24 protein-coding genes and 1 tRNA gene are annotated in these 25,875 nt (G+C 59.8%); 14 read left to right on the top strand and 11 right to left on the bottom strand.

Annotated elements, in window-relative coordinates; all coding sequences use genetic code 11:
- The first annotated feature begins 33 nt into the window (after positions 1–33).
- The 5 genes from ACFVHU_RS10065 (at position 34) to ilvA (ending at position 5,679) form a co-directional block, all read left to right on the top strand.
- A tRNA-Leu gene (locus tag ACFVHU_RS10065) sits at positions 34–115 on the top strand.
- A gap of 389 nt (positions 116–504) precedes the next feature.
- The gene (locus tag ACFVHU_RS10060; RefSeq protein WP_286134179.1) at positions 505–1,221 is read left to right on the top strand and encodes a Bax inhibitor-1/YccA family protein; all 717 of its coding nucleotides are present in this window, start codon (positions 505–507) and stop codon (positions 1,219–1,221) included.
- A 213-nt stretch (positions 1,222–1,434) separates the two neighbouring features.
- Complete coding sequence (locus ACFVHU_RS10055) at positions 1,435–2,874, top strand: APC family permease (protein ID WP_388024173.1); 1,440 nt, start codon at positions 1,435–1,437, stop codon at positions 2,872–2,874.
- 339 nt (positions 2,875–3,213) lie between these two features.
- Positions 3,214–4,404, top strand: coding sequence for an AI-2E family transporter (locus tag ACFVHU_RS10050; protein ID WP_286134180.1), 1,191 nt, complete (start codon positions 3,214–3,216; stop codon positions 4,402–4,404).
- Between the two features lie 3 nt (positions 4,405–4,407).
- On the top strand, positions 4,408–5,679 hold the full coding sequence (gene ilvA, locus ACFVHU_RS10045) for a threonine ammonia-lyase (protein WP_105657446.1): 1,272 nt from the start codon (positions 4,408–4,410) through the stop codon (positions 5,677–5,679).
- Positions 5,680–5,756: 77 nt separating this feature from the next.
- Here the strand turns inward: ilvA and greA are convergent, their stop codons facing one another.
- Together greA and ACFVHU_RS10035 are read right to left on the bottom strand one after the other, a co-directional pair.
- Positions 5,757–6,251: a transcription elongation factor GreA gene (greA, locus tag ACFVHU_RS10040; protein ID WP_388024172.1), complete on the bottom strand. Its 495-nt coding sequence runs from the start codon at positions 6,249–6,251 to the stop codon at positions 5,757–5,759.
- Between the two features lie 289 nt (positions 6,252–6,540).
- On the bottom strand, positions 6,541–6,960 hold the full coding sequence (locus ACFVHU_RS10035) for a DUF4307 domain-containing protein (RefSeq protein WP_105657448.1): 420 nt from the start codon (positions 6,958–6,960) through the stop codon (positions 6,541–6,543).
- A 239-nt stretch (positions 6,961–7,199) separates the two neighbouring features.
- Here ACFVHU_RS10035 and mca point away from each other — a divergent pair, with 239 nt between their 5' ends.
- The 5 genes from mca (at position 7,200) to ACFVHU_RS10010 (ending at position 12,992) form a co-directional block, all read left to right on the top strand.
- The gene (gene mca / locus ACFVHU_RS10030) at positions 7,200–8,066 is read left to right on the top strand and encodes a mycothiol conjugate amidase Mca (protein WP_105657493.1); all 867 of its coding nucleotides are present in this window, start codon (positions 7,200–7,202) and stop codon (positions 8,064–8,066) included.
- A 43-nt stretch (positions 8,067–8,109) separates the two neighbouring features.
- Positions 8,110–8,391, top strand: coding sequence for a hypothetical protein (locus ACFVHU_RS10025; protein ID WP_105657449.1), 282 nt, complete (start codon positions 8,110–8,112; stop codon positions 8,389–8,391).
- A gap of 32 nt (positions 8,392–8,423) precedes the next feature.
- The gene (locus ACFVHU_RS10020) at positions 8,424–10,538 is read left to right on the top strand and encodes a thioredoxin domain-containing protein (protein ID WP_388024171.1); all 2,115 of its coding nucleotides are present in this window, start codon (positions 8,424–8,426) and stop codon (positions 10,536–10,538) included.
- A 119-nt stretch (positions 10,539–10,657) separates the two neighbouring features.
- A complete protein-coding gene (locus ACFVHU_RS10015; RefSeq protein ID WP_105661709.1) occupies positions 10,658–11,419 on the top strand; it encodes an isoprenyl transferase in 762 nt (253 codons plus the stop codon).
- Between the two features lie 256 nt (positions 11,420–11,675).
- Complete coding sequence (locus ACFVHU_RS10010) at positions 11,676–12,992, top strand: PhoH family protein (RefSeq protein ID WP_105657452.1); 1,317 nt, start codon at positions 11,676–11,678, stop codon at positions 12,990–12,992.
- Here the strand turns inward: ACFVHU_RS10010 and ACFVHU_RS10005 are convergent.
- Positions 12,989–13,807, bottom strand: a complete 819-nt coding sequence (locus ACFVHU_RS10005; protein WP_133833083.1) for a hypothetical protein — start codon at positions 13,805–13,807, stop codon at positions 12,989–12,991. The genes ACFVHU_RS10010 and ACFVHU_RS10005 overlap by 4 nt on opposite strands.
- An 83-nt stretch (positions 13,808–13,890) precedes the next feature.
- Here ACFVHU_RS10005 and ACFVHU_RS10000 point away from each other — a divergent pair, with 83 nt between their 5' ends.
- The 3 genes from ACFVHU_RS10000 (at position 13,891) to ACFVHU_RS09990 (ending at position 15,502) form a co-directional block, all read left to right on the top strand.
- Positions 13,891–14,394: an A24 family peptidase gene (locus ACFVHU_RS10000; protein WP_133833082.1), complete on the top strand. Its 504-nt coding sequence runs from the start codon at positions 13,891–13,893 to the stop codon at positions 14,392–14,394.
- Between the two features lie 4 nt (positions 14,395–14,398).
- Positions 14,399–14,866, top strand: a complete 468-nt coding sequence (locus ACFVHU_RS09995; protein ID WP_105657455.1) for an NUDIX domain-containing protein — start codon at positions 14,399–14,401, stop codon at positions 14,864–14,866.
- 66 nt (positions 14,867–14,932) lie between these two features.
- A complete protein-coding gene (locus tag ACFVHU_RS09990; protein WP_332594728.1) occupies positions 14,933–15,502 on the top strand; it encodes a GNAT family N-acetyltransferase in 570 nt (189 codons plus the stop codon).
- Here ACFVHU_RS09990 and ACFVHU_RS09985 read toward each other — a convergent pair.
- The 4 genes from ACFVHU_RS09985 to ACFVHU_RS09970 all read right to left on the bottom strand — a co-directional run bounded on the left by ACFVHU_RS09985 (position 15,499) and on the right by ACFVHU_RS09970 (position 19,723).
- Complete coding sequence (locus tag ACFVHU_RS09985; RefSeq protein ID WP_388024168.1) at positions 15,499–16,689, bottom strand: dipeptidase; 1,191 nt, start codon at positions 16,687–16,689, stop codon at positions 15,499–15,501. The two genes, ACFVHU_RS09990 and ACFVHU_RS09985, sit on opposite strands and share 4 nt — an antisense overlap.
- Positions 16,690–16,810: 121 nt before the next feature.
- Positions 16,811–18,223 carry a class II fumarate hydratase gene (locus ACFVHU_RS09980; protein WP_388024167.1) on the bottom strand — a complete coding sequence of 471 codons (1,413 nt, stop codon included), beginning with the start codon at positions 18,221–18,223 and terminating at the stop codon, positions 16,811–16,813.
- 129 nt (positions 18,224–18,352) lie between these two features.
- The gene (locus ACFVHU_RS09975) at positions 18,353–18,982 is read right to left on the bottom strand and encodes a carbonic anhydrase (protein ID WP_388024165.1); all 630 of its coding nucleotides are present in this window, start codon (positions 18,980–18,982) and stop codon (positions 18,353–18,355) included.
- 66 nt (positions 18,983–19,048) lie between these two features.
- Positions 19,049–19,723, bottom strand: coding sequence for a DUF4245 domain-containing protein (locus ACFVHU_RS09970; protein WP_388024163.1), 675 nt, complete (start codon positions 19,721–19,723; stop codon positions 19,049–19,051).
- 156 nt (positions 19,724–19,879) lie between these two features.
- Between ACFVHU_RS09970 and glpX the strand changes: the two genes are divergently transcribed.
- On the top strand, positions 19,880–20,914 hold the full coding sequence (glpX, locus tag ACFVHU_RS09965) for a class II fructose-bisphosphatase (protein WP_105657461.1): 1,035 nt from the start codon (positions 19,880–19,882) through the stop codon (positions 20,912–20,914).
- Between the two features lie 107 nt (positions 20,915–21,021).
- Here glpX and manA read toward each other — a convergent pair whose 3' ends face one another.
- From manA to ACFVHU_RS09945, 4 genes are all read right to left on the bottom strand, one after another.
- The gene (gene manA, locus ACFVHU_RS09960; protein WP_388024161.1) at positions 21,022–22,230 is read right to left on the bottom strand and encodes a mannose-6-phosphate isomerase, class I; all 1,209 of its coding nucleotides are present in this window, start codon (positions 22,228–22,230) and stop codon (positions 21,022–21,024) included.
- A 66-nt stretch (positions 22,231–22,296) separates the two neighbouring features.
- Entirely contained in the window at positions 22,297–23,922 is a 1,626-nt protein-coding gene (locus ACFVHU_RS09955) for an LCP family protein (RefSeq protein WP_388024159.1), read from the bottom strand.
- A gap of 17 nt (positions 23,923–23,939) precedes the next feature.
- Positions 23,940–24,470: a 5-(carboxyamino)imidazole ribonucleotide mutase gene (purE, locus tag ACFVHU_RS09950; protein WP_388024158.1), complete on the bottom strand. Its 531-nt coding sequence runs from the start codon at positions 24,468–24,470 to the stop codon at positions 23,940–23,942.
- Between the two features lie 74 nt (positions 24,471–24,544).
- Positions 24,545–25,705, bottom strand: coding sequence for a 5-(carboxyamino)imidazole ribonucleotide synthase (locus ACFVHU_RS09945; protein ID WP_105661717.1), 1,161 nt, complete (start codon positions 25,703–25,705; stop codon positions 24,545–24,547).
- Between the last annotated feature and the right edge of the window lie 170 nt (positions 25,706–25,875).

Raw genomic sequence — 25,875 nt, 5'->3', positions numbered from 1 at the left:
TGCTTTGCCGATCACGTAAAATTTGAGAGTCTTGCCCCTATGGTGGAATTGGCATACACGGCTGACTTAAAATCAGCTGCCGAAAGGCTTGTGGGTTCGAGTCCCACTGGGGGTACAGAATAAGGCCGTTGCTGTTCCGGATTTTCCGGTCAGCAGCGGTCTTTTCTTTTGCCAAAAGTGGGAGCGCATCCATCGTTCAACCCCAGGCATCGTGCATTCCACCAAAATCGGCTGCCAAGGCAACCTTGATGGTAGAACTTTCAAGAATATCGCTGACAGAGTAGTTTTTCTTCGGAAAAATGCCCTATATCATCCTTCCGACTGAGTGATTTCACAGCAATGCTCAATAGGATTAAGCAAAAGATCTTCAGCTAGCCACGTGCCGGCGCAATCGCAATCTATGGGGGAATGACATTGGGCAATCCAATTTTTGGTTCCAGCAGCCGCTCTGATGCTTGGGGAACCAAGCCTGGAAGTGCTGTTGGATTCCGTGACACCGCAAATATGAGCGCAGACCAGCTGCAGCAGATGTACCAGCAGCCTGCTGCAACCAGCGCCGACACCGGCCGCATGACCATCGGAACCACGATCAACAAGACCGTGCTCTGCCTGGCCTTGGTTGTTGTTGGCGCCGCGATTGGCTGGGGCATGCCGGCCCTCATGTTGCCAGGTGCCTTGGTTGGCTTTGTCCTCGGTCTGGTTAACGCTTTCAAGAAGCGCCCATCGCCTGTGCTCATCTTGCTGTATGCCGCAGCCCAGGGCCTGTTCCTTGGCGGTCTCTCCGGATTCCTTGAAAGCCGTCAAGGTATGCAGGGAATCGCTATCCAGGCTGTACTGGCTACCCTGTGTGTTGCCGGCGTAACCTTGGCGCTGTACCGCTCGGGCAAGTACCGCATGACTCCCAAGCTGAACAAGATGTTCATGATCGGCATGGTCGGTCTGATCGTCTTCTCGCTTCTCAACATGGTTCTGATGCTCACTGGCGTCATCGATGGCATGTTCGGCATGCGCCACGGCGTCCTCGGCCTGGTTATCGGTGTAGTTGCTGTACTGCTGGCAACTTACGCACTGGTTGCCGACTTCACCATGATCGAGGAACTGTCCAACCAGGGTGCTCCAGCCATCATGGCATGGCGCGGTGCCTTCGGCCTGACCATGACCCTGATCTGGCTGTACACCGAGATCCTGCGTATTCTCGCGATCCTGCGTGGCGACGACTAGCCGCAATAGCATAGCTCGCAAGGACCAGTGCCCATTTCGGGCACTGGTCCTTGTGCGTTAATCGCCTGTTCAAATATGAATTTTTATGATCGGCTGCAACCGCCTATGCCATGGAAAATGACAGCTGATTGGGCGCTCATGCGAAACCTTGGTTAGATTCTCCTGTAGCTATTCAGATACTCAACTCACAGCAGATTTGGCAGGAGGAACGCAATGGCAGTCGAGCAATCAGCGGGAAAAACGCCGGGGCTGGTGAAATCCTTGGGCAACTTGGATGCCCTGGCCCTAGGGTTCGGTGCAATGATCGGCTTCGGCTGGGTAGTGCTGACCGGTGGGTGGCTGGATAACGCCGGCACCATGGGCGCGGTACTGGCCATGCTCGTTGGCGGTGGCATCATGGCGGTCGTTGGCCTGACCTATGCCGAACTGACCGCGGCCATGCCGAAAGCCGGTGGCGAGCATAACTTCATCCTGCGCGCCTTGGGCGCCCGGCCTTCGTTTATCGGATCGTGGGCAATTACCGGCGGCTATGTCACGATTGTGGCTTTCGAGGCGGTTGCTTTGCCACGAACCGTGGAATACATCTTCCCGGGCATGAGCCAGATCCCCTTGTGGACGGTTGCCGGTTTTGAAGTAAATCTGACGTGGGCGTTGGTAGGCGTGCTTTCAGCGGTGGTGATCACCTGGATCAATATTCGCGGCGTGAAGCAAGCTGGCGTATTGCAGACCTTCGTGGTGCTCTTCCTGGTGGCAATCGGTGCCCTGATGATTGCCGGCGCCTTTGCCGGCGGCGAAGCCAAGAACATGGAACCTTTCTTCACCCCTGGAACCAGCGGGTTCTTTGCCGTGCTGGTGGCGGTGCCATTCCTGTTCATCGGTTTTGACGTGATTCCGCAGTCCGCTGAAGAAGTGAAGATTCCGGCCAAGCAAATTGGCAAGCTCGTAGTCGTCTCCGTAGTCTTGGCCACCATCTGGTACGTCATGGTTGTCCTGACAACAGCGTCAGCGATGCCAGCTGCGCAACTGGCTGGAGCTGACATTGCAACGGCGGATGCTTTCGGGGCCATGTTCGGTTCGGAGCTGATGGCCAAGGTGCTGATTGCCGGTGGCATTGCCGGCATCTTGACTTCATGGAACTCTCTATTGCTGGGAGCTTCGCGATTGGTCTACTCCCTGGCCCGAAGCGGCATGCTTCCTTCCTGGTTTGGCACATTGCATCCCGAATACCGCACGCCAGCCAACGCACTGGTCTTCATCGGTGGAATCTCCATGCTGGCCCCATTCTTCGGCGCTGAAATGCTGGGGTGGCTCGTGGATTCGGGGGCGCCAAGCATCATCGTGGCCTACTTCCTGGTCTCGGTAACCTTCCTTGTGCTGCGCAAGCGCGAACCCATGATGGATCGTCCGTTGCGCGTTGGCGGCAACGGAATTGCTGGGACTATCATCGGCTGGACTTCAGTCCTGCTCACCGCTGCGCTCTTCAGCCTCTACATGCCCGGCATGCCGGCCTCGCTGAGCTGGGAACCGTGGGTCATCTTCGCCATTTGGTGGGCACTGGGGTCAATTTTCTTCTTCAAGGTACCCGCGGGCATCAAGCCCGGTGAAGACGCTGAGGAGAGGGTCCTTGAAGCGGTCATGCGCCGCCGGAGATAGCATGTGCGAAGCGCCTGATGAGCCGTGTTTTCAAGTTGGCGTGAGCAATAAGAGGCAGCCTGTGCAATCTGGTTACCCTCGGCAAGGGCAAATAAACATATTGAATTAGATTTCTAGGACCAGTGCCCATATCGGGCACTGGTCCTTGGTTTTTGTCACAATTGAGACATGGATCAAGAAGCTGTCTGGCAAACGCGATAGCGTGGTTCCATGAAGAAGAGCCGGTTGGAACGTCTACGCCGTTTTCGTGTTTCACTTCCGAGTCAGCCGGCGGAAACTCCTGCCACACCAGGGCCAGATCTGACGGATTTCAAAAGCGCCGAGGATATGCCGTATGCCATGCGCATGGCAGCAGCGTGGGCTTGGCGTTTCCTGATCATCGTCGCAGCCTTGGGCGTGCTGGTGTGGGCGCTGTCAAAAGTCTCCTTGCTGGTCATCCCGGTTTTCATCGCAGCGCTACTAGCAGGGCTGCTCTCACCGGTTGTGAATACGATGAACTCCAAGCTTGCTGTACCTCGCGGGTTGGCCGTCGGCATTACTCTCATCGGCTTCCTTGCGCTGGTCACCGCAGGGCTATCGGTAGCAGGGCAAAAACTTTCGGCCGGATTTACCGCCCTGTGGACCCAAGCGCTTTCGGGCATCGAGCAGGTCCAGGACTGGCTGTTCAATGGCCCGCTCAAGCTGACCAACGACGACCTGCAGAAGGTGCTGGACGATACCCTCGTCCAGCTTCGCGGCAATGCCACCAACATCCTAAGTGAAGCAATCAGCTGGACTTCCGCGATCGGGCAGATCCTGACAGGCACATTGCTGGCCGTCTTCGCCTTGATTTTCCTGCTGCTTGACGGGCGCAAGATCGGTTTGTTCCTGGTGAACCTCTTGCCGCGCCGCGCCCGCCCGGCGATGGACGGCGCCTTGACCCGGGGCTGGGCCTCGCTGGTCACCTATGTGCGAGTCCAGATGATCGTTGCGCTGATCGACGCCATCGGCATCGGATTCGGTGCATTCTTCCTGGGCGTGCCACTTGCCATGCCACTGGGCGTCCTGGTCTTCATCGGCTCCTTCATCCCGATCGTCGGTGCACTGTTTACTGGTGCCCTGGCAGTTTTGCTCGCGTTGGTAGCCAATGGCTGGGTCAACGCATTGATCATGCTGGCCGTAGTGCTGCTGGTCCAGCAGGCGGAGTCCAACATCCTGCAGCCACTGATTATGGGCAAGGCAGTGAGCCTGCACCCGCTGGCAGTGGTCTTGTCAGTAGCCGGCGGCACCATGCTTGCAGGCATTCCGGGTGCGCTATTCGCCGTACCGCTGCTGGCGGTGGTCAACGCGGTCGTGAAATACCTGTCGGGCCGAACCTGGGAAACCGACCAATTCGTGATTGAGCACTACGGAAACCAAGTAGTGGCGCAGAGCCCTAAGGCGAGCGACCCAGCGAAGGCCGACCCGCCGGCTGCAGCTGCAGGACCTGCCGCCGCACCAACAGCTTCGCCGGAAACCCGGCACCCTGAGTCCACAGCAGATGAGGAATAATCCATGAGCACCGAACCTACTTTGCCGGTTACGCTGGCTGATATCGAAGCCGCCGCTGAAGTACTCAAACCCGTTATTGCCCGCACCCCGGTGGAGCATTCCCGTGTTTTGTCCCAGCATGTTGGCGCCGAAGTTTTCCTCAAATGCGAGAACATGCAGCGCGCTGGATCCTTCAAGGTCCGCGGTGCCTATGTACGCATGTCCAAGCTCAGCGACGACGAGAAGGCCCGAGGCGTGGTCGCCGCGTCGGCAGGCAACCACGCGCAGGGCGTTGCCCAGGCCGCCAGCCACCTCGGAATCAAGGCGCGAATCTATATGCCCCGGGGCGTCGCCTTGCCGAAACTGACCGCGACGCGTGATCATGGTGCAGAAGTCGTGCTTTTCGGTGACACCGTGGATGAAGCGCTGGCCGAGGCGCAGCGTTTTGCCGACGAGTCCGGGGCAGTTTTCGTGCATCCTTTCGACCACCCGGACATCATTGCCGGCCAAGGCACCATCGGCTTGGAACTGCTCGAACAGCTTCCTGAGGTGGACACCGTGCTGATGGGTGTTGGCGGCGGTGGACTGCTGGCCGGCGTCGCCATCGCGCTGAAGGCCAAGGCCCGCGAACTGGGCCGCGAGATCAAGGTGGTGGGTGTCCAGGCGGAGAACGCCGCGGCCTACCCGCCATCCCTGGCCGCTGACGCGTTGGTCCCGCTGGATAACGTGCACACCATTGCCGACGGCATCGCTGTAGGCAAGCCAGGGCAGCTGCCTTTCGCGATCATCAAGGAATTAGTTGATGACGTGGTGACGGTATCGGAAGATACGCTCGCACGAGCTCTGGTGGTGCTCCTGGAGCGCAACAAGCTCGTGGTGGAACCAGCCGGTGCGGTGGGCGTCGCGGCACTGCTGGAGAACAAGCTGGAAGCGCACGGGATCAATCCGGCAACCACCGCGGTAATCCTTTCTGGCGGCAACATCGATCCGCTGCTGATGCTCAAGGTGATCCAGCGTGGCCTGTCAGCGGCCGGCCGCTTCTTGACCATACGCATGATGCTTCCAGACCGCCCCGGCTCGCTCGCGCAGATCTCCAACATCATCGCCGAATCGGATGCGAATGTCACCCGTCTGGACCACACCCGTATCGGCGGTTCGCTGTCCATGGGCGATGTCGCGATCACCATCGACCTGGAAACCAAGGGCCATGAGCATTCCAAGACGGTGCTCAATAACCTGCGCGCCGAAGGCTTCGACCCGCAGATCACCAATACTGCCGGCGGTTCAGTCGCCTAGCACATAAGCAGCAAAGTCCGAAGGCCGCCAACCCAGATGGGTTGGCGGCCTTCGGACTTTGCATTGCAGCCTATTAGCTAGGACTGGTAAGGCTTTGCAGAGATGATCTCAACCTTGATGTCGCGGCCGTTTGGAGCCAAGTACGACAGCTTGTCGCCGACCTTTGCGCCGTGCACGGCAACGCCAATAGGGGACTGCTCGGAGTAGACCTCGAGGTCGGTGTCGCCGGCAACTTCGCGGGAGCCGAACAGGAAGGTGGTCTCGTCGCCAGCGATACTGGCGACAACCAGCATGCCTGGCTCAACAACACCGTCATCGGCAGGAGCATCGCCTACATCGGCGCGGCGCAGCAGATCCTTCAGGTAGAGGATGCGCGCTTCGGCCTTGCCCTGCTCTTCACGGGCGGCGTGGTAACCGCCGTTCTCCTTCAGGTCACCTTCCGAACGTGCCTGCTCGATACGGGCAACGATCTCGGCACGTCCCGGGCCTGAGAGGAAAGTCAGTTCGTCCTGGAGCCGATCGTAGGCTTCCTGAGTCAGCCAAACGACAGGTTCGTTGCTGTTGGTGCTCACGTTGTACTTCCTTTGGTCAGTTAGGACTTCGCTTGGCCTTGGGACCGATAAGTGGTCCTAAAGCCGAAAGCCACCGAAACGGTGGCGTCGACGAAGTCGGATTCGGTACGGATCTGAGGGCTCACACGTTATGGGCGATGCAAGCAAAGACCCCGCCAGGCTCATGTCCTAGTACTCAGCTAGAACCATGCGCCGATGCGGGGCGAAACGTATCTTTTCAACGATAGTAGTCGCCAAAACGATTTAAGCCCAATAGATTCAGCTATTAGGGGATGAAGAAGCTGAAATATTAACCCTTGTATTCCTGCGGAACCTCGTAGCAGGACTCCACGCCAGCGGTGGTCGCCAGGTTGTCGGTGTGCAGGTCAATCTCCAGGCGTTGGGTGATGTGCCCGGTAGCTTCTCCAGGATCAAGCAAAATGGTGTCGTATCCGACGATGGCCTTGGATTCGTTCATCGCACGAATATCGCACTGCACGCGGTGCTTGGTGTTGTATTCGACTGCGACAATGGCCTTGGCCTTCGTTGCGGAAATGACCTCGAACTCGATGTCCTGCGCGCTGATGGCGCTGTAGTTGTTGAAGCCGACATAGGCGGCCCCCGCAACGCCGACGGAGAGCGCGGCAGCAATTAGCCAGTTACGCGTTTTCCTGGGAAGACTGCGTTTCTTGGGGTTGTTGTAGCGAGCCGTTAAGCTTGGATCAGACATTATTTGCCTTGCACCACTCTCTTGCCTGGCGGCATTTGAACTGGGAATGCCGTACGTTGGTTCCTTACTCAAGTTTACCGTCTTTCAGCATGGGGGAATAACCGGTGGTCGGCTGTGAGTTGTTATGGATGACGGACAGATTCGAAGCTTCGGGCCGTCCAAAAACGTGGCATAAGGAAAGAAGATAAGTGGAGATTCACGACGTGAAGAAAATTGCTCCTTCGCAGGGTCTGCGGCTCATGGCTATTCACGCGCACCCGGACGACGAATCTTCAAAGGGTGCTGCAACGATGGCCGCCTATGTTGATGCTGGCGCCGAAGTGATGGTCGTTTCCTGCACCGGCGGTGAGCGCGGGGATATTCTCAACGCCGCCGCTGGCGAACTCGCCCATGCGCACCGCGACCTGGCAGGCGTCCGGCGGACCGAGATGGCCGAGGCCGCTGCAGTGCTGGGCGTCAAGCACCGCTGGCTGGGCTATGTCGACTCCGGCTTGCCGGAAGGGGATCCGCTGCCGGAGCTGCCCTTTGGCGCCTTCGCCTTGCAGCCAGTAGAAATCGCTGCTGCCGGCATCATCAAGCTGATCCGTGAATTCCGTCCCCACGTCATCACGACTTATGACGAAAACGGCGGGTACCCCCACCCGGACCACATCCACTGCCATAAGGTTTCAACCTTTGCCTTTGAGCACGCGGCTAATCCGCAGATGTACCCGGAACTGGGTGCGCCGTGGTCGGTGAGCAAGTTGTACTACGACCGTGCTTTCGCACCGGATCGTTTCCGCACCTTGCACTACGCGATGCTGGAAGCAGGTTACGAGTCCCCCTACACCGAGCGCGTTGCGCTGTGGGAAGCGGACGAGGAAAACCAGATGTTCAAGTGGGTTTCCCCACACACCACGACCACCCAGATCAACTGCGCGGATTTCTTCTCGCAGCGCGATCAGGCGTTGCTGGCCCACAGAACCCAGATCGACCCGGAAGGTTTCTTCTTCGCCGTACCGGAACACGTCTACGCGGAGCACTGGCCGTGGGAAGACTACACGCTGATTTCCTCCAAGGTAGCTACCGAGTTGCCCGAGACCGACCTGTTTGCCGGACTAAGATAGTACTAAGCGCTTTCCAGTACTAGAAAAGAGTTGTCTTTACATCGTGAATACGATCTTCGAATCCCTGGCTCTGACTTCCTCGACCCTCGGTGTCGGTACGGAGACCAGCAGCGAATACGGTCCAGGATTCCTTGGGTTCATTTTCACCGCAGCCTTGGTGGTTGCCGTGATCTTCCTGATTCGCGACATGGTCCGTCGAGTGCGCCGCGTGCGCTACACCTCGGAAGCCGAGGCAAAGCAGCAGGAAATGGTGGCCAAGGGGGAAGAGCGCAAGCTTCAGGAATCCGAAGAGCCGCACGACCCGAAGACCGACGAACAGCAATAGGCGCTTTGTGAGCTGCGCGATAGCATGATTGCGTGGCTCAACGACTCGCTGGCTCATCCAGCCAATACCTCAGACAGCATTCGCACCAACTTGTCGACTGGTTCCCCTATGGGGACGAAGCCTTCGAACAGGCCCGGTTGCGCGACGTACCGGTCATGCTTTCCATCGGCTACGCTGCCTGCCATTGGTGCCACGTGATGAGCCACGAGTCTTTCGACGATCCTGAAATCGCGGCGCTGCTGAACGAAAACTTCGTAGCTATCAAAGTGGACCGCGAAGAGCATCCGCTCGTGGACGACACCTACATGCTGGCTACCCAGGCGCTCACCGGTGCCGGTGGTTGGCCGATGACGATTTTCGCCCTTCCTGACGGGCGTACCGTGCATGCCGGCACGTACTATCCGAAGACGCCCCGTGGCAAGACTCCGAGCTTCCGCCAAGTGCTTAACGCCGTCCACGAGGCCTGGGAAACCAAGCGCGATTCGCTGGAAGAGCAGGCCCAGATGCTCGCCGCGCATTTGGCCGAACTCGGAAGCCGCCAGAGCTCGCTGTTGTCGCTGCAGTCGCAGCAACCAGCAGAGCAGGCCTTCGGCGCAGCACTTGATCGATGGGTTGCCGCCACCAAACCGGAAGGCGGCTTCACCCCGGCACCTAAGTTCCCGCCGACCTGGGCTCTGAAGACACTGTGGCGTGCAGTGGTCACCACCCCTGACCGCGCCGCCGAGGCCTTCGCCGCAGCGGCCACCCATCTCGAAGCGATGTTCCTTGGCGGCCTGCAGGATCATGTTGATGGCGGTTTCGCCCGTTACTGCGTTGATGAGAACTGGTCGGTCCCGCACTTCGAAAAGATGCTCTACGACAATGCCGGCCTGCTTTCACTGGCGGCTCGCACCAGTGTCCTGGCGGCAGAATTCGCCCGCAAGTCCGAAGGGGAGATAGCCCAGCGCGCGCAGAATCTCGCCTGGCTCGCCCAGCGCAGCGCCCAAGGCATTATCGACTTCCTCAACGAGGAACTGCTCACCGCATCTTCGGCCGCTCCAGCTTTCGCGGCTTCCCTGGATGCCGATTCATCCCGTGATGGCCGCCAGATCGAGGGCGCGTACTACACCTTCAGCCGCGAGGAAATCGCACTGGTCACCGACCCTTTGATTCAGCGGCTGCCCAAGGGGTTGTTGCGTTTCGCGCCGGTGGCCGAGGACCCGCAGAACTTCTGCTTCTCGCTGTTGAGGGTTCCTGAAACGAACGAAATCGGTGTTCTCCATGAACTGCGGGATGCAATGCGCACGCTGCGCCGCTCGCGAATTATGCCGGTCCGCGATGAGAAGGTGATCGCCGGTTGGAACGGGCTGGCCATCGAAGCCTTGTCTGAAGCCGCGCTGCTCCTGGACCAGCCAGAAGCCTTGGCGCTCGCCGAGAAGGCAGCAACCTCGGTGTGGACTATGCAGTGGGATGAGAATGCCGGACGGCTGGCTCGCGTGAGCTTCGCCAATCGTGCTGAGCACGGCAATGAAGGCACCTTGCAGGACTATGCCGCCCTGGCCCTGGGATTCTTGGCGTTGGGCCAAGCCAGCGGGCACAAGCAGTGGGCTGAGCGTGCCAGTCGCTTACTGGGACGCGCTGCCGACTTCGTAGACCCGGAAACCGGGGTGCCGCGTGACGCGGTCCAAGCCGATGCGCGCATCGCAGCCCAGCGCAGCAACATTGCTGCCGTCACGGTGCTTGATGATGCGCTGCCGGCCTCGGGTGCGCTCTACGCCAAGGCGCTGGCGATGCATGCCCTGCAGTCCATGGCGGCGGGAGACTACACCGAGGCAGATGCGGCGGACTTGGAAAGCGCCCGCGTATTTTCTGCCCACGCCCTGGCTTTGGCCAGCGACGCGCCAACACAGGTAGCGACCGCCTTGGAAGTGCAGTGCATAGTTTCCAGCCCGGTCCAGTATCTTGCGCTGTCGCAGTGGGATTCGGCAGAAGCCAAGCGCGTGCGTTCGGTGGCGTTGAGCCTCGGATTGAATGTGCGCCACGATCCGTCGCTACCTGGTGCGGCCCAGACCGTCCAGATCCAGCCTTGCCGCGAAGAGCTTTGCCAGATGCCTGTAGCCGGGATGGACGGATTGTTCTCGCTGTTCGCTTCCGGAAAGGGTGCCTGAGCCCGGCAGAATGTGTCCATCGTGGACGCGGTGAAGCGGGCAGATACCCATGCTGGGCGATAAATAGCGGTAGATTTAGAACCTAGAGTTTTTGGAATCTATCGAAAGGCAGGGACAAGGTGCAGCTTCCGAACCTTGCGTACCGTTACTACGAACGGCGCTTGGCGAAGTCCCTCCCTGCCGACAAGCTTCCGCACCATATTGGCGTGATGGTCGATGGCAACCGCCGGTGGGCCAAGCTGGCCGGCACCCCGACCATGGCAGGCCACCAGGCCGGTGCGGACAAGATCCTGGAGTTCCTCGATTGGTGCGAGGACCTGAACATCCAGATGGTTACCTTGTACATGCTCTCCACCGACAACCTCAATCGAGAAGCCAGCGAGTTGCGCGACCTCTTGGAAGTTATCGGCACGACCCTGGACCGTCTGGGAGAGACCAACCGGGTCAAGGTCCAGCAGGTGGGAGCCAAGGACCTGCTGCCTGAAGACCTGGCGCAGAAGCTTGCCGCGCTGGAAACCGTTACCGCCAACCGCACCGGCGTTCATGTGAATGTGGCCATCGGCTACGGCGGACGCCGTGAAATCCTTGATGCTTTCAAGTCACTGCTTTGCAAGGCCGCCGAGGATGGACGCACGGTCGAGGAACTTGCCGCCGGACTGTCCACTGAAGACATCGAATCGGCACTGTACACCAAGGGCCAGCCAGACCCGGATTTGGTGATCCGCACCAGCGGGGAACAGCGTCTCTCCGGCTTCTTGACCTGGCAAAGCGCCTACTCGGAGTTCTACTTCTGCGAGGCATTGTGGCCGGATTTCCGCCGCGTGGATTTCCTGCGTGCGTTGCGCGACTTCGCTGATCGCCAGCGCCGCTTCGGCACCTGAGCCCCGAATCGTGCACCCGGCTCAGCTGTTCAGCTAATCGTTACCTGAACGTAGTCCCCCGGTAGCGCTTCAAGGTCTATGGTGATCATAAGGCCGGGGCAACAAGACCCAGCTGATCGAAGGGTTCCTCACTAGATGACCAAATGCAGCGCCAGCCGGAGCAATTGCCGGAATCGCCTTGGACATCCGGTGTCGGGATTCCCCACTTACGCGTGGGGAGAGTCCCCACGCCGGATTCGAGAATGGGTGCGCTGCCATGACACGAACAGCCGAACAGGGTGTACGAACCTACGTCATTGATACTTCGGTCTTGCTTTCTGACCCGAAAGCCATGTTCCACTTCGATGAGCACCATGTCGTGATCCCGCTGACTGTCGTCACCGAGCTGGAACATAAGCGCAAGGATCCTGATCTGGGCTTCTTCGCACGCCATGCCTTGCGTGTGCTTGACGAGCTGATTGCCAGCCATGGGGGATTAGCCCAAGCGGTGCCCGTGTCCAAAACTGGTGGAACACTGCGCATTGAACTGAACAACATCGCCCCGGAAGTCCTGCCGGTAGGCATGCGCTCAGGCGATAACGATTCACGCATCCTGGCTGTCGCCAAGCACCTGCTGGATGCTGGCCTCGACGTTGCGCTGGTCACCAAGGACCTGCCGATGCGCATCAAGGCCTCTGCCATGGGCATCCATGCCGAGGTGTACCGCAATGAGCTGATCGCCTCGACCGGGTGGACCGGCATACAGCAGCTGGAACTGGGCGAAGAGACCATGGCCAAGCTCTACGAACATGAACAGCTTCTGAACCACCCTGCGGTCGCCGATGAACCGATCAACACCGGATTCGTCATCACATCCCCGCGCGGAAGCGCCCTGGGCCGCAAGGTTGATGCGAACACCTTGAAGCTGGTGCGCGGCGACCAGCAGGCCTTCGGATTGCATGGACGCAGTGCAGAGCAGCGCATCGCCTTGGATCTGCTGATGGATCCATCCGTGGGCATCGTCTCCCTGGGCGGCAACGCCGGAACCGGTAAATCGGCGTTGGCCCTGTGCGCCGGAATGGAAGCAGTGCTTGAACGCAGGGAACACCGCAAGATCACCGTGTTCCGTCCGCTCTATGCCGTGGGCGGCCAGGAACTAGGCTACCTGCCGGGCTCCGAGGGCGAAAAGATGGGACCTTGGGCCCAAGCGGTCTTCGATACCCTCGGCTCGATCGTGTCGAAGAATGCCATTGATGAAGTCGTCGAACGCGGGATGCTTGAAGTCCTGCCGCTGACCCACATCCGCGGGCGTTCGCTGCATGATTCCTTCGTCATTGTTGATGAAGCCCAGTCGCTGGAACGCAATGTTCTGCTCACGGTGCTATCGCGCATCGGGCAGAATTCCAAGGTGGTGCTCACCCATGACGTGGCTCAGCGCGATAACTTGCATGTAGGCCGCTACGACGGCGTCGCCGCGGTCGTGGAACAGCTCAAGGGACATGCCCTCTTCGGGCATGTGACCCTGACCCGTTCCGAGCGCTCTGCTATCGCCGCGCTAGTCACCAACCTGCTCGATTCGCCCACCTTGTCCTAGGATTGGCGCTCGCTGCGCAGCTCCCACGGAATCGGCGCCCGCACGTCGGTAAGCGTGGGAGCTGGGGCGGTGAACAAGGAATCGATGTAGTACTCGTTCTGGGCCAGGACCTGAAGCGACAGCTCCGGGGCCACAGGCATCCCGGCCTGGGCGGAGAGCACCCGGCGGCTCAGGCAGACGCCTGTTGCCAGATCCAGTACCACGAGGGTTCGTGTCCCGGCGGGAACGAGAGGACAGTTGGCCAGTGCGGGCTGGTAGTTGTGTCCCGCAGTGAGAACGGCGGCTAGAGCAGGCCGGTTGCCATGGGTGATCTCTGCGAGCTCGTGAATGTAGGTGGGGTGGTCGAAAGCGAGATCATGGGCGGCAGGCTCGGTGCCGGCAAGTTCCACCGGATCGAGCATTGGTTCCCAATGCTCCAAGGGCAGCAACCCATTGAAGCCAGAAATTTGTGGACGGCGCAAGATCAGGTGGTCTGAGGTATAAACCGGGGAGGTCAGCGAGGCCGGCAGCTTCCATGAGGAATTGGTGGCTGCGACGTAGCCTCGGCTCCGGTCTGCGGTGAACTTCTCCTTTTGGTACACCAGTTGCCCCTCGGCCGAGCGCACGGCTATGGCTTCTCGCTGGCGGAGGATGGCGGTCAGCTGGCCTTCCAGGCCTTCGTCCGGTTTGGCGTAATGCTCCGGGACCTGGACCTGGAACTGCAAGGAGGTGCTCAGCCATGGGGCGGACCGGGCCAAGGCACGGAAACGACGACGGGCCGCCGACTCAGGGGCGGATTGCCCGGGGAAAAGAACTGGAACTGCTGGAACGTCCATACTCCAATTGTAGAAGCGGCTGAATTATTCACAAGAGGAAGACCCCTCTGCCGAAGATCCAATGAGGTGCCTATGCTCTATGCATGTCAGAAATTTGGAACGTGGCACAGGAAAGCCCGACCACCGCAGCACTGGTTCTCCTCCAGCTAGCCTGCTTTCTTGGTTTCGGGTTCCTCCTGTCCAAGGAAGACATGGCAACGCATCGTTTGCCCAACCGGCTACTGGCTTACTGGTTGGCGGCCAGCATCGTGGTGATCGCGCCGCTGGGGATCTTCCGTTCTGATGGGCATGGGCTGCTGATGAGCCTTTTGGGGTTGCTGCTGCTTGGCGGAGGCTATCTGCTCCTCGCGCTGATTTCCGCTGGGGCAATGGGCATGGGCGATGTGAAGCTGGCCGGCGTGCTGGGGATGAATCTCGGATACTATTCCTTGCCCAGTTTGTTCTTCGCGACCTTGCTTGCCTTCCTGCTGGCCACCGGCTGGGTTATCGGGGGCGTGGCGGTGCGGAAATTGACGCTGAAATCAGCGGTCCCTTTCGGTCCCTTCATGCTCATTGGGTCTTTAGCAGTGCTGCTTATGGCACGATGAAATCATGGCAACTCCAGAATTCGTAACCCATCTTCGAGAACGCATCGGTCATGAACTGCTATGGCTCTCCGGGGTGAAAATAGTTGTCCTCCACGACAGCCGGGTGCTGTTGGTGCGACGTGCTGACAATGGCAAATGGACCCTGCCGGCAGGAATTATTGATCCAGGCGAAGAGCCTTCGCATACAGCACACCGCGAAGTGCTGGAAGAAACCGGCGTCGAATGCGAAATCACGGACCTGTTGGGGGTCGGGGTGACAGCTCCCACGGTGTATCCCAATGGGGATCACGCGCAGTACCTGGATGTAGTTTTCAAGGCTCGGCACCTTTCCGGCACGGCGAAGGTCAACGATGACGAGAATTTGGAAGTGGGGTACTTCGAACTGGCTGACCGGCCAGAACTCCCGCCGCTGCACGAACGGGCGCTGCAATGGGCACTGGACCCTCGGCCCGGTGGCTATTTCGCCAGTTGACGTTTTCTGCCTTCAAATCCGCTGTGGCATGCGTGAATGCCACCGGCATGAGCTTAGACTTGCTCCATGACCGGGATTGGACTGATTGAACCTTCTGCCGCACTGCATGCTTCCTTCATGCGGAGCACAACCGAATGGGCGGGGGCGGAGCAGGACGGGGCCTCGGTCTTCTACGCTGCCAAATACGGTTGGGATCTGCGCAACGCAGAAGACTTCGCGCAGTGGGTCCAGCTGCTCAAGGATCTGGAAAAGCCGCACTTCACGCCACCGGAAGGCTTCGTTGCGCAAAGCACCCTGTGGCTAGCGCACGACGATGAGTACTTGGGCGCGGTCAGCTTGCGTCACGAGCTGGGCAATGATTTCCTTCGCGAAGTCGGCGGGCACATCGGCTACGGCATACGCCCGGGCGCCCGTGGCAATCGCCTGGCCAGAACCGCGCTCGCCGGATCCCTGGAACAAGCCCGCAGCCTTGGCCTGCCGCGGGTCCTGCTTACCTGCAACGACTCCAATACTGCTTCGGCGCGAACCATCGAAGCTTGCGGCGGAGTCCTCGAACGCGTCACTCCGGTTGCCGAAATCGGGCCCCGCTTCGGCTCCACTGAGGACCTGCGACGCTATTGGATTGAACTGAGCTAGTTCGCTGGAAGCACCTCGCGGAATACGCGCAACGTATTTCCGCCCATGATGGCCGCGATTTCCGTATCCGAATAGCCGCGATTCATCAGTTCCTGGGTGATGATAGCAATCTGGCTGGCATCCCATGCGACGGTAGTTGCACCGTCGAAGTCGCTGCCCAAACCGACGTGTTCGATTCCTGCGACCTTGATGACATGCTCCATCGCGTCCACCACCGAATCCACATCCAGGGTGCAGACCGCAGCGTCCCAGTAGCCAATTCCGATAACGCCGCCGGTCTCGGCTATGGCCTGGATCTGATCGTCAGTGAGGTTCCGGTTCACATCGCAGGTGGCTTGGACACCGCCGTGGCTGAAAACCACCGGTTCAGTAGCCAGGGAGAGGACTTCATTGAAAGCCGCGTCGCTGGAATGCGCCAGGTCGACGATGACCCCCAGCTCTTCCATGCGCTTGAGTGCAGCACGGCCAAGGTCGGTGAGCCCTGATTTCTCGACCCCGTGTTTGGAGCCGGCCACCGAGTTGTCGAAGAAGTGCGTGAACCCGGCCATGCGCATGCCATCGTTGAACAGGACATCCACGTTCCTGACGTCGCCCTCAAGATTATGCAGGCCCTCTACCGAGAAGAGGCCCCCGGTGACCTGCTGGCCGCTCTTGCGGTCCTTGAACAGCTGGTCGAGCTCGGCGGTGGTGGTGATGGTGCGCAGGGTGCCTTGCGAAGCGGCGGCGTCGTCGCGCAGTTTCTTGGCCTGGTAGCGCGAACGCTCCAGGAGCGAGAACCAGGTCTGAGGCGGTTGCAGCTGGACAATGCCCAGCAGCGTGATGTTATCCGATTCGGCGCTATTGGAGTCGTAATTCTGGCCGACGGGCGACTTGGAAACCGAGGAGAAGACCTGCAGGGCGACATTGCCTTCTTCCATGCGCGGCAGGTCGACATGGCCGCGGTCCGAGCGCTTGAGCAGCGAACGGTCCCACATCAAGGTGTCGGCATGCATGTCGGCAATCTGCAAGCGCGAATGCAGGTTCGCGGCGTCGTCGCCGACCGCTGGCAGACCCGCGGCCTCGATCTTATTGCGGGTGTTTTCCACGATGCCGGGAGCAAAAGCGAAGAATGCGGCCAAGAGGACTACCAGCGTGCCGGAAATCCAGAGGCCAAGACGTTTAAAAGAGCGAGATGTGGTGCGGGTCATAGGTGGAGGCTAGCAGATGTTACCGGTAAGTAGGAGTCTGTTTTTCCGGGTTAAAGTGCGCTACCGCGACCCGATGGCGAGCATCGAACCGCGGTAGCAGCAGGGGTGGAGCAGCAGGGAATTAGTGCTTGCCCACCATGGTGGAAACATCCAGAAGCTGATCGAGCTGTTCCTCGGTGACTTCACCGCGTTCAACGAAGCCCAAAGCGATGGTTGCTTCGCGTACGGTCAGCCCCTCGGCAACAGCCTTCTTGGCGATCTTGGCTGCGTTTTCATAGCCGATCAGCTTATTCAGCGGGGTGACAATCGATGGGGAAGCCTCGGCCAGGAAGCGCGCGCGTTCCACATTGGCCTTGATGCCGTCGATCATCTTTTCGGCCATCACCGTTGAGGTGCTGGACAGCAGGCGAATGGATTCGAGCAGGTTGGAGGCCATGACCGGGATGCCCACGTTCAGCTCGAAGGCGCCGTTGGTTCCGGCCCAAGCGATGGCGGTGTCGTTGCCGATGACCTGGGCTGCTACCTGGATGGTTGCCTCCGAAATGACCGGGTTGACCTTGCCGGGCATGATGGAGGATCCTGGCTGCAGATCAGGGATCGCAATTTCTCCCAAGCCGGTGTTGGGGCCGGAGCCCATCCACCGCAGGTCATTGGCGATCTTGATCAGCGAGATAGCGATGGTGCGCAAAGCTGCGGAGGCCTCGACCAGTCCGTCGCGGTTGGCCTGTGCTTCGAAATGGTTGCGCGCCTCGGTGATGGGCAGGCCGGTGTCTTCGCGCAGGAACTCGATGACCTGCTGCGGGAAGCCGTCTGGGGTGTTGATGCCGGTGCCTACCGCGGTGCCGCCCAGGGGAACTTCGGCAACGCGTGGCAGGGCCGCTTCGATGCGTTCAATGCCGTAGCGTACCTGTGCTGCGTAGCCGCCAAATTCCTGGCCAAGGGTGACTGGGGTGGCATCCATCAGGTGGGTGCGGCCGGATTTGACCACATCCTTGAACTCGGCGGACTTCGCCTCCAGCGAGGAAGCCAAGGTTCCGAGGGCCGGGACCAGGTCATTGAGCAGAGCTCCGGTGGCGGCAACATGCACGGACGTCGGGAAGACGTCGTTGGAAGATTGCGAGGCGTTCACGTGGTCGTTCGGGTGGACCTCGGTGCCGCTGTCCCGGGCCTTCAAGGCACGGGTGGCCAATTCGGCGAGAACTTCGTTGGTGTTCATATTCGAGCTGGTTCCGGAACCGGTCTGGAATACGTCGATGGGGAAGTGCTCGTCGTACTGCCCGGTAGCGACCTGATCGGCTGCGGCCACAATGGCCTCAGCGCGTTCTTCGTCGAGAACGCCGAGCGCCAGGTTGGCTCGTGCGCCGGCCTTCTTGACCTGGGCCAGGGCCTTGATATGCGAGGATTCCAAGGTCTTGCCCGAGATCGGGAAATTATCGACGGCACGCTGGGTTTGCGCGCGGTACAGGGCCTGAGCCGGAACTCGGACTTCGCCCATGGTGTCATGTTCGATACGGAAATCGTCACTGTTAGTCATGAGCCCAGAGTACGCCCGAACCGTCATCGAATGACAGGTCTCTGACGTAAACATCACAACCAACAGTGACGCTTCACCGATTTGGGAATAAAAGCCGTTTTACAAGGCTTTTCCTGAAGCTTGGAGCTTCTAGTCGAGGCCCAGGCTGGAGACCAGCTGGGCACGGCCATCGTGCAGGTGGTAGGCAACGCCGGCGACCGCGGTGCGGCCCTCTTCGATGGCCAGCGCGATGATGCTGGACAGGTCGACGAGACGGTCGGTGGTCTGCTTGACGTGCTCGACAACGGTGCCGTTCACGTCGGTGATGCCCTTGCGTTCGGCGGCATGGACTGAAGGGGTGATGTGCTCGACCAGGTCGCGAACGAAGCCCTTGGGCATGTTGCCAGTTTCCTTGGCTTGGATGGCGCTGGTAATCGCACCGCAGGAGTTATGCCCGAGGATGACGAGCAACGGCACGTTCAGGGCGTCAACGGCGAATTCCAATGAACCGAGGCTTGCTGGATCCAGGACATGGCCTGCGGTACGCACCACGAACATGTCGCCCAAACCCACATCGAAAATGATCTCTGCCGCAAGGCGGGAATCAGAGCAGCCGAAGATGACAGCGAAAGGTTCCTGGCCGGAGATCAACTTCTGCCGCCGAGCACTGTCCTGGTTGGGGTGCTGGGTATCTTCGTTGACGAAACGGAAATTGCCGGCGCTGAGCTTTTCCCAAGCCTCTTTAGGCGTCAGGGTCGGTTGTGTTGATTCAGAGAGCATGACTCAGATTCTACGGGATGCTGTTCGAATATCGAATATATGACTGGCTTTTCCCGTGAACGTGACTTAATCCAGCTCGCTAGCGACCTGTTCGGCAACACTGTTCAGCTGTTCGGCCGAGGTGTCACTGGAAAGTACGACGGTGGAGTCCTTGAACTCGGAGATCAGGTACGTGCTCTGGTCCTTGATGCGCACTTCCCACTGCGCTCCGCCGATGGTGCGAGTTTCGGTGGGCGTCGCCGCATCGGTGATCAGGGCAATCCATGTCGGGTTGGCGTCAGCAGCCTGGCGAACCCACACGAAGTTCTTGTCTTCGAAGACTAAGCCGCATTCCCAATAGGGGACTCCCTGTGCAGTGTTAGCCTGCCAGCGAGCGAAGTTCGCGTATTCCTTGTCGCCCAGTTCCGGGGCGAAGATCTCAAAGCCAGAAATCTGTTCCGTCTGTTCCGCGGTGGCCTGCAGGTTGACGTCGCTTTCAAACGCGTCGTCCTTGGGCGGCGGGTTGAGCATGAGCACCGGAATGAGTATGGCAACCGTGAAGCCGATGGACAGCACCATGCCCTTGAAGGTCTGGTTCGCGCGCTTGGCCTGCTTCTCGGTGAGCTGCGGCTTGTACGGCAGATCCTCGAAGGTGGCATTCGGATCGTCGAGGCTTCGAGGGGACGCAGCAGGCGTCTGGGTACCGTTGGCCGTGTTGCCGGTAGCCGGGACGCTGTTCTCGGTGTTCTTCTCAGGTTGCACGCCTTCCATTCTCCCCGAAGATTCTGTGGAATTCGAACCAGAGTGCCCAAACGCACGTCGAATTATGAGCAGGCACTCCCGACACGAACTGTAAAGCGAAAACTCTAGAGGATAGAATGTCCTTGTTTGCATAGGCGCAATGACTACGACTCAGTGATGGGATCTTTCGTGACCGAAAAGAACAATTATGCCCACCTTTCTCCGCGACTGTCGGTTTCCGACGCGGAGCCGGACCGCAACCTAGCACTGGAGCTGGTGCGTGCAACCGAAGCGGCAGCCATCGCTTCCTCGCCGTGGGTCGGATTCGGTGACAAGAATGCCGCAGACGGTGCCGCAGTCGACGCCATGCGCGGCCTGCTGTCCACCGTGAACTTCAACGGCGTTGTCGTGATTGGCGAAGGTGAAAAAGACGAAGCTCCAATGCTGTTCAACGGAGAACAGGTTGGCAGCGGCACCGGCGCCGAATGCGACGTCGCAGTCGACCCGATTGACGGAACCCGTCTGACCGCGCTGGGCCTGAACAACGCCCTGTCCGTGTTGGCCGTTGCCGACCGCGGTTCGATGTTCGACCCCTCCGCCGTGTTCTACATGGAGAAGCTGGTCACCGGGCCAGAAGCAGCAGAGCTCGTTGACCTCCGCCTGCCAGTGAAGCAGAACCTGCATCTGATAGCCAAGGCCAAGGGCAAGAAGGTCAGCCAGGTGACTGTGACCATCCTGGATCGCCCACGCCACGCTGGCCTGATCGAGGAGATCCGCGCGGCTGGTGCCCGCACCAAGCTGATTATGGACGGTGACGTTGCCGGCGCCATCGCCGCAACCCGCGAAGGCACTGGCGTTGACGCGCTGATGGGTGTCGGCGGCACCCCTGAAGGCATCGTGACCGCCTGCGCTATCAAGGCGCTGGGCGGCGTGATCCAGGGCCGCCTGTGGCCAACTGATGACGACGAGAAGCAGAAGGCCATCGACGCCGGCCACGAATTGGGCCGCGTGCTGACCACTAACGACTTGGTGACCTCGGATAACTGCTACTTCGCAGCGACCGGCATCACCGACGGCGACCTGCTGCGCGGTGTCCGCTACAAGGACAACCGCATCCACACCCAGTCGATCGTCATGCGTGCCAAGTCCGGCACCATCCGCTTCGTCGAGGGTGAGCACCACCAGGATAAGTGGGAAGCCTACACCCGCTAATCCGCATCTGATTGCAAAACTGCGAGCCATGGACTTGATTCAAGTCCATGGCTCGCAGTTTTGCGTTTGGCCCCTATAGTGCCATGAAGGGCCTCAGTGCAGTGCAGCTAGTCGATCTGGGCGCTGGCTGCGAAGAGCTGGCCCGGAACGGTGCCCTGCAAGATGGCGGTGGCTGGCAGTTCGGCCGCGGTGAGGAACAACGACTGCCCGCGGCTGATGCTGCGTTCGCCTTCGCGGGTGGTGACCAGGAACTCACCGGCGGTGCACAGCAGCACAGCGGCACCGTGCAGCTGCAGATCAGCGGCAAGGCCCGGCTCTATGGGATCGAGTACCTGCAGCTGGAACTCTTCGAAGTCGGGCTTGTACAAGCGGTCATGGGTATCAAGGGCCACCGGCTCCAGGATCGGGGCAGGGGAGGGGGCAGCAATGGTGACGTCCAGCAGTTCGGGAACATCGATATGCTTGCTGGTCAGGCCTCCACGCAGCACATTATCCGAATTGGCCATGACCTCGATTCCCAAACCGCGCAGGTAGGCGTGGACGTTGCCGGCGCCCAGGCTGATGGCCTGGCCAGGCTCCAGGAAGATCAAATTCAGCAGCAGTGCGACCAAGACCCCCGGATCGCCAGGATAGATCTTGTTGATCGAGGCTAGCTCGGCGAAATGGGCATTGCCGTGCAATTCGGGGCTGCCTTCCACTGCTTCGCTGATCTGCGCTACCAGCTGGGAAATTTCCTCCCCCGCGGTCAGCACATGCTTGAAAGTCCGGGCCAGCGGATCGGTGCCCTGCAGCAGGTCGAGCAGCTGGCCTATCGGTGCATGCGCCGAGTCCGGCAGCTGCGCGGCCAGGATCTGCAGGTCTTCAACAATCTGCGCTGGTTGGCGGAAGCCCGATAGCGCCACGAAGTCGGTCAGGGCAAAGAGCATCTCCGGCTTGTGGTTGTCATCGCGGTAGTTGCGGTCAGCAGCATCCAACGGCTTGCCGTCCGCGTTTTCCTGGGCGAAACGCTCTTGCGCCTGCTTCAGCGTGGGGTGCGTCTGGATCGACAGCGGCTGGGTCGCCGAGAGCACCTTGAACAGGTAGGGCAGACGTCCGTAGCGCTGGGCGACTGCTGAACCCAGTATGTGCTCTGGATCCTGGGCGATGAAATCATTGAGCGCTGTCCCGCTATCGGAGATCCGGCTCGGGCACCCGGGATGGGCACCGAGCCACATCTCGGCCTGCGGGGTGGTTTCCGCGGGCAGATCGAGCAGATCGGAAATCTGCGAAGCAGATCCCCAGTGGTAGTCCCTAATCGCGTTTTTCAACTCGAACACGTCTTTTGACCATAGCCTTTCAGGAGCGGTAGTTGGGTCGCATGGCGGTCGGGGGGTCTTAACCGTTTACGGAACCGAGCATTCGTCGTTATTGGCCGCGATCTCTGAAATCAACGTGCGGTAGCCGGCCATTTCCAATTGCACCAAGTACTCTTCGGTGATCGGGCTGCCATCTGGCTGGGTGAATTCCGGGCTGTCCTCTTTCGACAGCTTCGGAGCATTGTTCACGTCAGTGGTTTCCGGCGCTTCTTCGGAAGCCTGGGTTGTTTCTTCCGGAGCCGAGGACTTGGAGGAGTCCTCGCTCTTTTCAGGATTGTCCTTCTTCTTTTCCTTCTTCTTCTCCGGCTCGTTCTGCTTTGCGATCAACGTCTGGATACGCTCTTGCAGCTTGTCGAAGTCGGGGTAGGTGGAGAAGCTGCGTTCGAAGTCCGGCGCACCGAGGGTCAAGCGGGCCATTGGCTCCTTGGAGACCTTCTCGGCCAGGGATACGAAGGAACCGAGCTGACCTGCTGGAATGTCGGTTTCAACCAGCTGTTCACCGGCGGACATGATCGAAGTGAAATTGCTCAGGATCGTTTGCGGCTTGAACTGCTTGATGATTCCCTGCTGCAAGCACTGCTGGCGCTTGATGCGGTGGTAGTCATCGGTGAAGTCGCGTGAGCGAGCAAACCACAATGCCTGCTTGCCGGTGAATTCGTGGGTGCCCGGTGCGAACCAGTGCGTGCGCACGGTGCTGTTTTCGTGGTATTTCCCGTTGTAGGGAACCCATCCGCCGGAGTCGATGGTGACCCCGCCCAATGCGTCGACAAACTGCTCGAACCCGGCCATGTTGATCATGACGTAGCCCTGGACAGGGAGCCCCGTGGTGCCTTCCAGCGCGTCCATGGCAGCTTGCGCGCCGACGTTCTTCACGGTCTCGGGGAAAGCATCCGCGTGCTCGGTTTCGGCATTGCGGTAGATGGCGTTGAAGATGCATTCGTCGCCGCAGTTGTAGCCTTCGGGCCAGATCTTCTCCATGGGCGAGCCCGGGGCGAAGCGTGCGCTCTGGAAGTTGCGCGGCACCGAGATCAGCAGGCTCTTGCCGGTTTTGGCATCAACAGAAAGCAGAGCCGCAACGTCGGTGCGGACGCCTTCGCGGTTGGCACCGGAGTCGGCACCGAACACTGCGATGTTGTAGCGCCCGTCGACTGGCTCGAAGGCGGGTCCTTCATCGAATACGGCCACAATGGTTTCGCGTCCGGTATTCAGCAGCGAGGCGCCGTAGATGAAGACACCGCTGGTGGCCACCACGGCTGCCAGGGTGAAAATGGTAACGATGGCACGCATGCCAGGGGCCAGCAGCTTAGGCCGGATAATCACCAAGGTGTTGATGAACATGATCAGCCAGCCCAGGGCCAGCGTGCCGAGCACGATGATCAAGAACAGCTGGAAGTTCGGGTGGGCAACCCAGCCGAGAATGATCGAACGATCAATGAAGTACAGGGCAACCAGCGCAAGAATAGCCAGCCAGCAGGCCATGGTGATGGACACTGCGATCCGTCCAAGCTTGCGATTTCCCGCGACCAGCTGAGCGCCGCCGAGGAAGAAGATGGTCAGCAGGACCAGGATCAGAGCCCGCTTGCTGCGCTGCGGAGAGCTGATGGTCTCCGGCTGGCGCAACGGACTTGGTGCGCGGTGACTGGCAGAACCCATGTACTTTTGGACTTTCCCTAGGAAGCGAAATTCTCGTTGGCAACTTCAGCGCGCAAAGCCGAACCCTTGGCATGGGCTTGCTCGCGCAGTGAATCTGCAAACTGAAGCAACTTTACCTGTAACGATTCGGCTAGCTCATCGGTTCCCGCTGCGAGCATGCGCACAGCCAGCAGGCCGGCATTGCGTGCTCCGCCAATGGAAACAGTTGCTACGGGGACTCCTGCAGGCATCTGGACGATGGAGAGCAGGGAGTCCATTCCATCTAGTTTAGCCAGTGGAACTGGAACTCCGATCACCGGCAGCGGTGTAACAGCTGCAAGCATGCCCGGAAGATGCGCTGCACCGCCTGCGCCGGCGATGATTGTGCGCAGTCCGCGTTCGTGGGCATTCTTGCCGTAATCGATCATTTCTTCTGGCATGCGGTGCGCCGAAACGACGTCCGCTTCAAAAGGGATTCCGAATTCGGCCAGTGCTTGTGCGGCCAGGCGCATGACCGGCCAATCGGAATCAGAACCCATTACGAGGCCGACCAGTGGTGCTTCAGACATGAGATATTTCCTTGCGGTGTTCTAGTAAGAGCCGCTGCCCGGTACGCGGCAGCGGCTCTTGATCAAAATAAAGTCTAGACGGCGGCTTCGATGCCGTCGCGGATGAGCGCGGCAACCTTATTGGCCTGCGAACGAAGTTCATCTACGCTTTGCCCGGCGTTAGCCACAACGTTGACGTGGCCGATCTTGCGGCCCGGGCGCACGGACTTGCCGTAGGCATGGACTTTGACTTCTGGCGCTGCGGCCAAGGCGGCTTGGAAAGCCGAGTAGAGGTCCTGGTTGGCGCCGCCGAGGTAGTTCTTCATCACAGTCACGCCCAGCTCGCGGGTTTCGCCCAGCGGCAGATCCAGAACCGCACGCAGGTGCTGCTCGAATTGGCTGGTGACCGAACCGTTCATGGTCCAGTGGCCGGTGTTGTGCGGGCGCATGGCCAATTCGTTGATCACGAAACCGGCTCCTGAACCCGGGGTTTCAAAGAGCTCTGCGGCCATGACTCCGGTGACGCCGAATTCTTCGGCGATGCGCAAGGCCGCATCGGCTGCGGTGGCCGCGGTGGCTTCGTCAATATCCTGGGCAGGCGCGATCACTTCATCGCAGACTCCATCAACCTGGATGGTGTGGACCACGGGCCAAGCCTTGGCCTCGCCTGAAGGGGTGCGGGCTACCAACGCGGAAAGTTCGCGGGAGAACTCGACCTTGTCCTCGGCCAGCAGCGGGCCATGGGCGAACCAGTCGGCGGAATCCTTGGCGTCTTGGGCATTGTCCAGCATGCGCACGCCCTTGCCGTCGTAGCCGCCGCGCGGGGTCTTGAGCACAATGGGCCAGCCGGTCTGCTCACCGAAAGCGATCAGGGCATCGACATCGTCAACCTTGGCCCACGCAGGGTTCGGAAGTCCGAGGCGTTCGATGGCCTCGCGCATGACCAGCTTGTCCTGGGCATGGATCAGCGCAGCCGGACGGGGCTGGATGTTGACGCCCTCATTGATCAGGGTGGTCAAGAATTCGTTGGGCACGTGCTCGTGGTCAAAGGTGACAACGTCCTTGCCCTTGGCGAATTCACGCAGGGTTTCGAGGTCTTTGTAGTCGCCTACAGGAGCGTCGGGAACGCTTCGCGCAGCTGAAACATCAGGACCTTCGGCAAGAACATGCAGTTCGAAACCTAGGTTCAGGGCCTCGGGGGCCATCATTCGGGCTAGCTGCCCGCCACCAATCACACCAATTTTTGGAAAGCTCACGATTACAAGGGTATCGAAAGCGACGTTGAGAATCGCATGCGCGTTGTCTGATTACTCTCACAATTCGGTCAATTTCCAGAAAGTGCCGATAAAATAGCAAGATCGCGCGCTTCTCGTAGTGCTTAGCGCGCCTTGTTACTGCTAGCCAGACGGGAACAATATTCCCTGGA

It is taken from the genome of Glutamicibacter sp. NPDC127525 (assembly GCF_042672105.1).
Taxonomy (GTDB): Bacteria; Actinomycetota; Actinomycetes; order Actinomycetales; family Micrococcaceae; genus Glutamicibacter.
This window is presented reverse-complemented; position numbering and strand designations above follow the sequence as displayed.

Bases quoted from the DNA above. Each gene is read 5' to 3' on its own strand.
- ACFVHU_RS10060 (WP_286134179.1), top strand. From the start codon at position 505: ATGAGCGCAGACCAGCTGCAGCAGATGTACCAGCAGCCTGCTGCAACC.
- ACFVHU_RS10055 (WP_388024173.1), top strand. From the start codon at position 1,435: ATGGCAGTCGAGCAATCAGCGGGAAAAACGCCGGGGCTGGTGAAATCC.
- ACFVHU_RS10050 (WP_286134180.1), top strand. From the start codon at position 3,214: ATGCGCATGGCAGCAGCGTGGGCTTGGCGTTTCCTGATCATCGTCGCA.
- ilvA (WP_105657446.1), top strand. From the start codon at position 4,408: ATGAGCACCGAACCTACTTTGCCGGTTACGCTGGCTGATATCGAAGCC.
- ACFVHU_RS10035 (WP_105657448.1), bottom strand. From the start codon at position 6,960: ATGTCTGATCCAAGCTTAACGGCTCGCTACAACAACCCCAAGAAACGC.
- mca (WP_105657493.1), top strand. From the start codon at position 7,200: ATGGCTATTCACGCGCACCCGGACGACGAATCTTCAAAGGGTGCTGCA.
- ACFVHU_RS10010 (WP_105657452.1), top strand. From the start codon at position 11,676: ATGACACGAACAGCCGAACAGGGTGTACGAACCTACGTCATTGATACT.
- ACFVHU_RS10005 (WP_133833083.1), bottom strand. From the start codon at position 13,807: ATGGACGTTCCAGCAGTTCCAGTTCTTTTCCCCGGGCAATCCGCCCCT.
- ACFVHU_RS10000 (WP_133833082.1), top strand. From the start codon at position 13,891: ATGTCAGAAATTTGGAACGTGGCACAGGAAAGCCCGACCACCGCAGCA.
- ACFVHU_RS09995 (WP_105657455.1), top strand. From the start codon at position 14,399: ATGGCAACTCCAGAATTCGTAACCCATCTTCGAGAACGCATCGGTCAT.
- ACFVHU_RS09990 (WP_332594728.1), top strand. From the start codon at position 14,933: ATGACCGGGATTGGACTGATTGAACCTTCTGCCGCACTGCATGCTTCC.
- ACFVHU_RS09985 (WP_388024168.1), bottom strand. From the start codon at position 16,689: ATGACCCGCACCACATCTCGCTCTTTTAAACGTCTTGGCCTCTGGATT.
- ACFVHU_RS09980 (WP_388024167.1), bottom strand. From the start codon at position 18,223: ATGACTAACAGTGACGATTTCCGTATCGAACATGACACCATGGGCGAA.
- ACFVHU_RS09975 (WP_388024165.1), bottom strand. From the start codon at position 18,982: ATGCTCTCTGAATCAACACAACCGACCCTGACGCCTAAAGAGGCTTGG.
- glpX (WP_105657461.1), top strand. From the start codon at position 19,880: ATGGGATCTTTCGTGACCGAAAAGAACAATTATGCCCACCTTTCTCCG.
- ACFVHU_RS09955 (WP_388024159.1), bottom strand. From the start codon at position 23,922: ATGGGTTCTGCCAGTCACCGCGCACCAAGTCCGTTGCGCCAGCCGGAG.
- purE (WP_388024158.1), bottom strand. From the start codon at position 24,470: ATGTCTGAAGCACCACTGGTCGGCCTCGTAATGGGTTCTGATTCCGAT.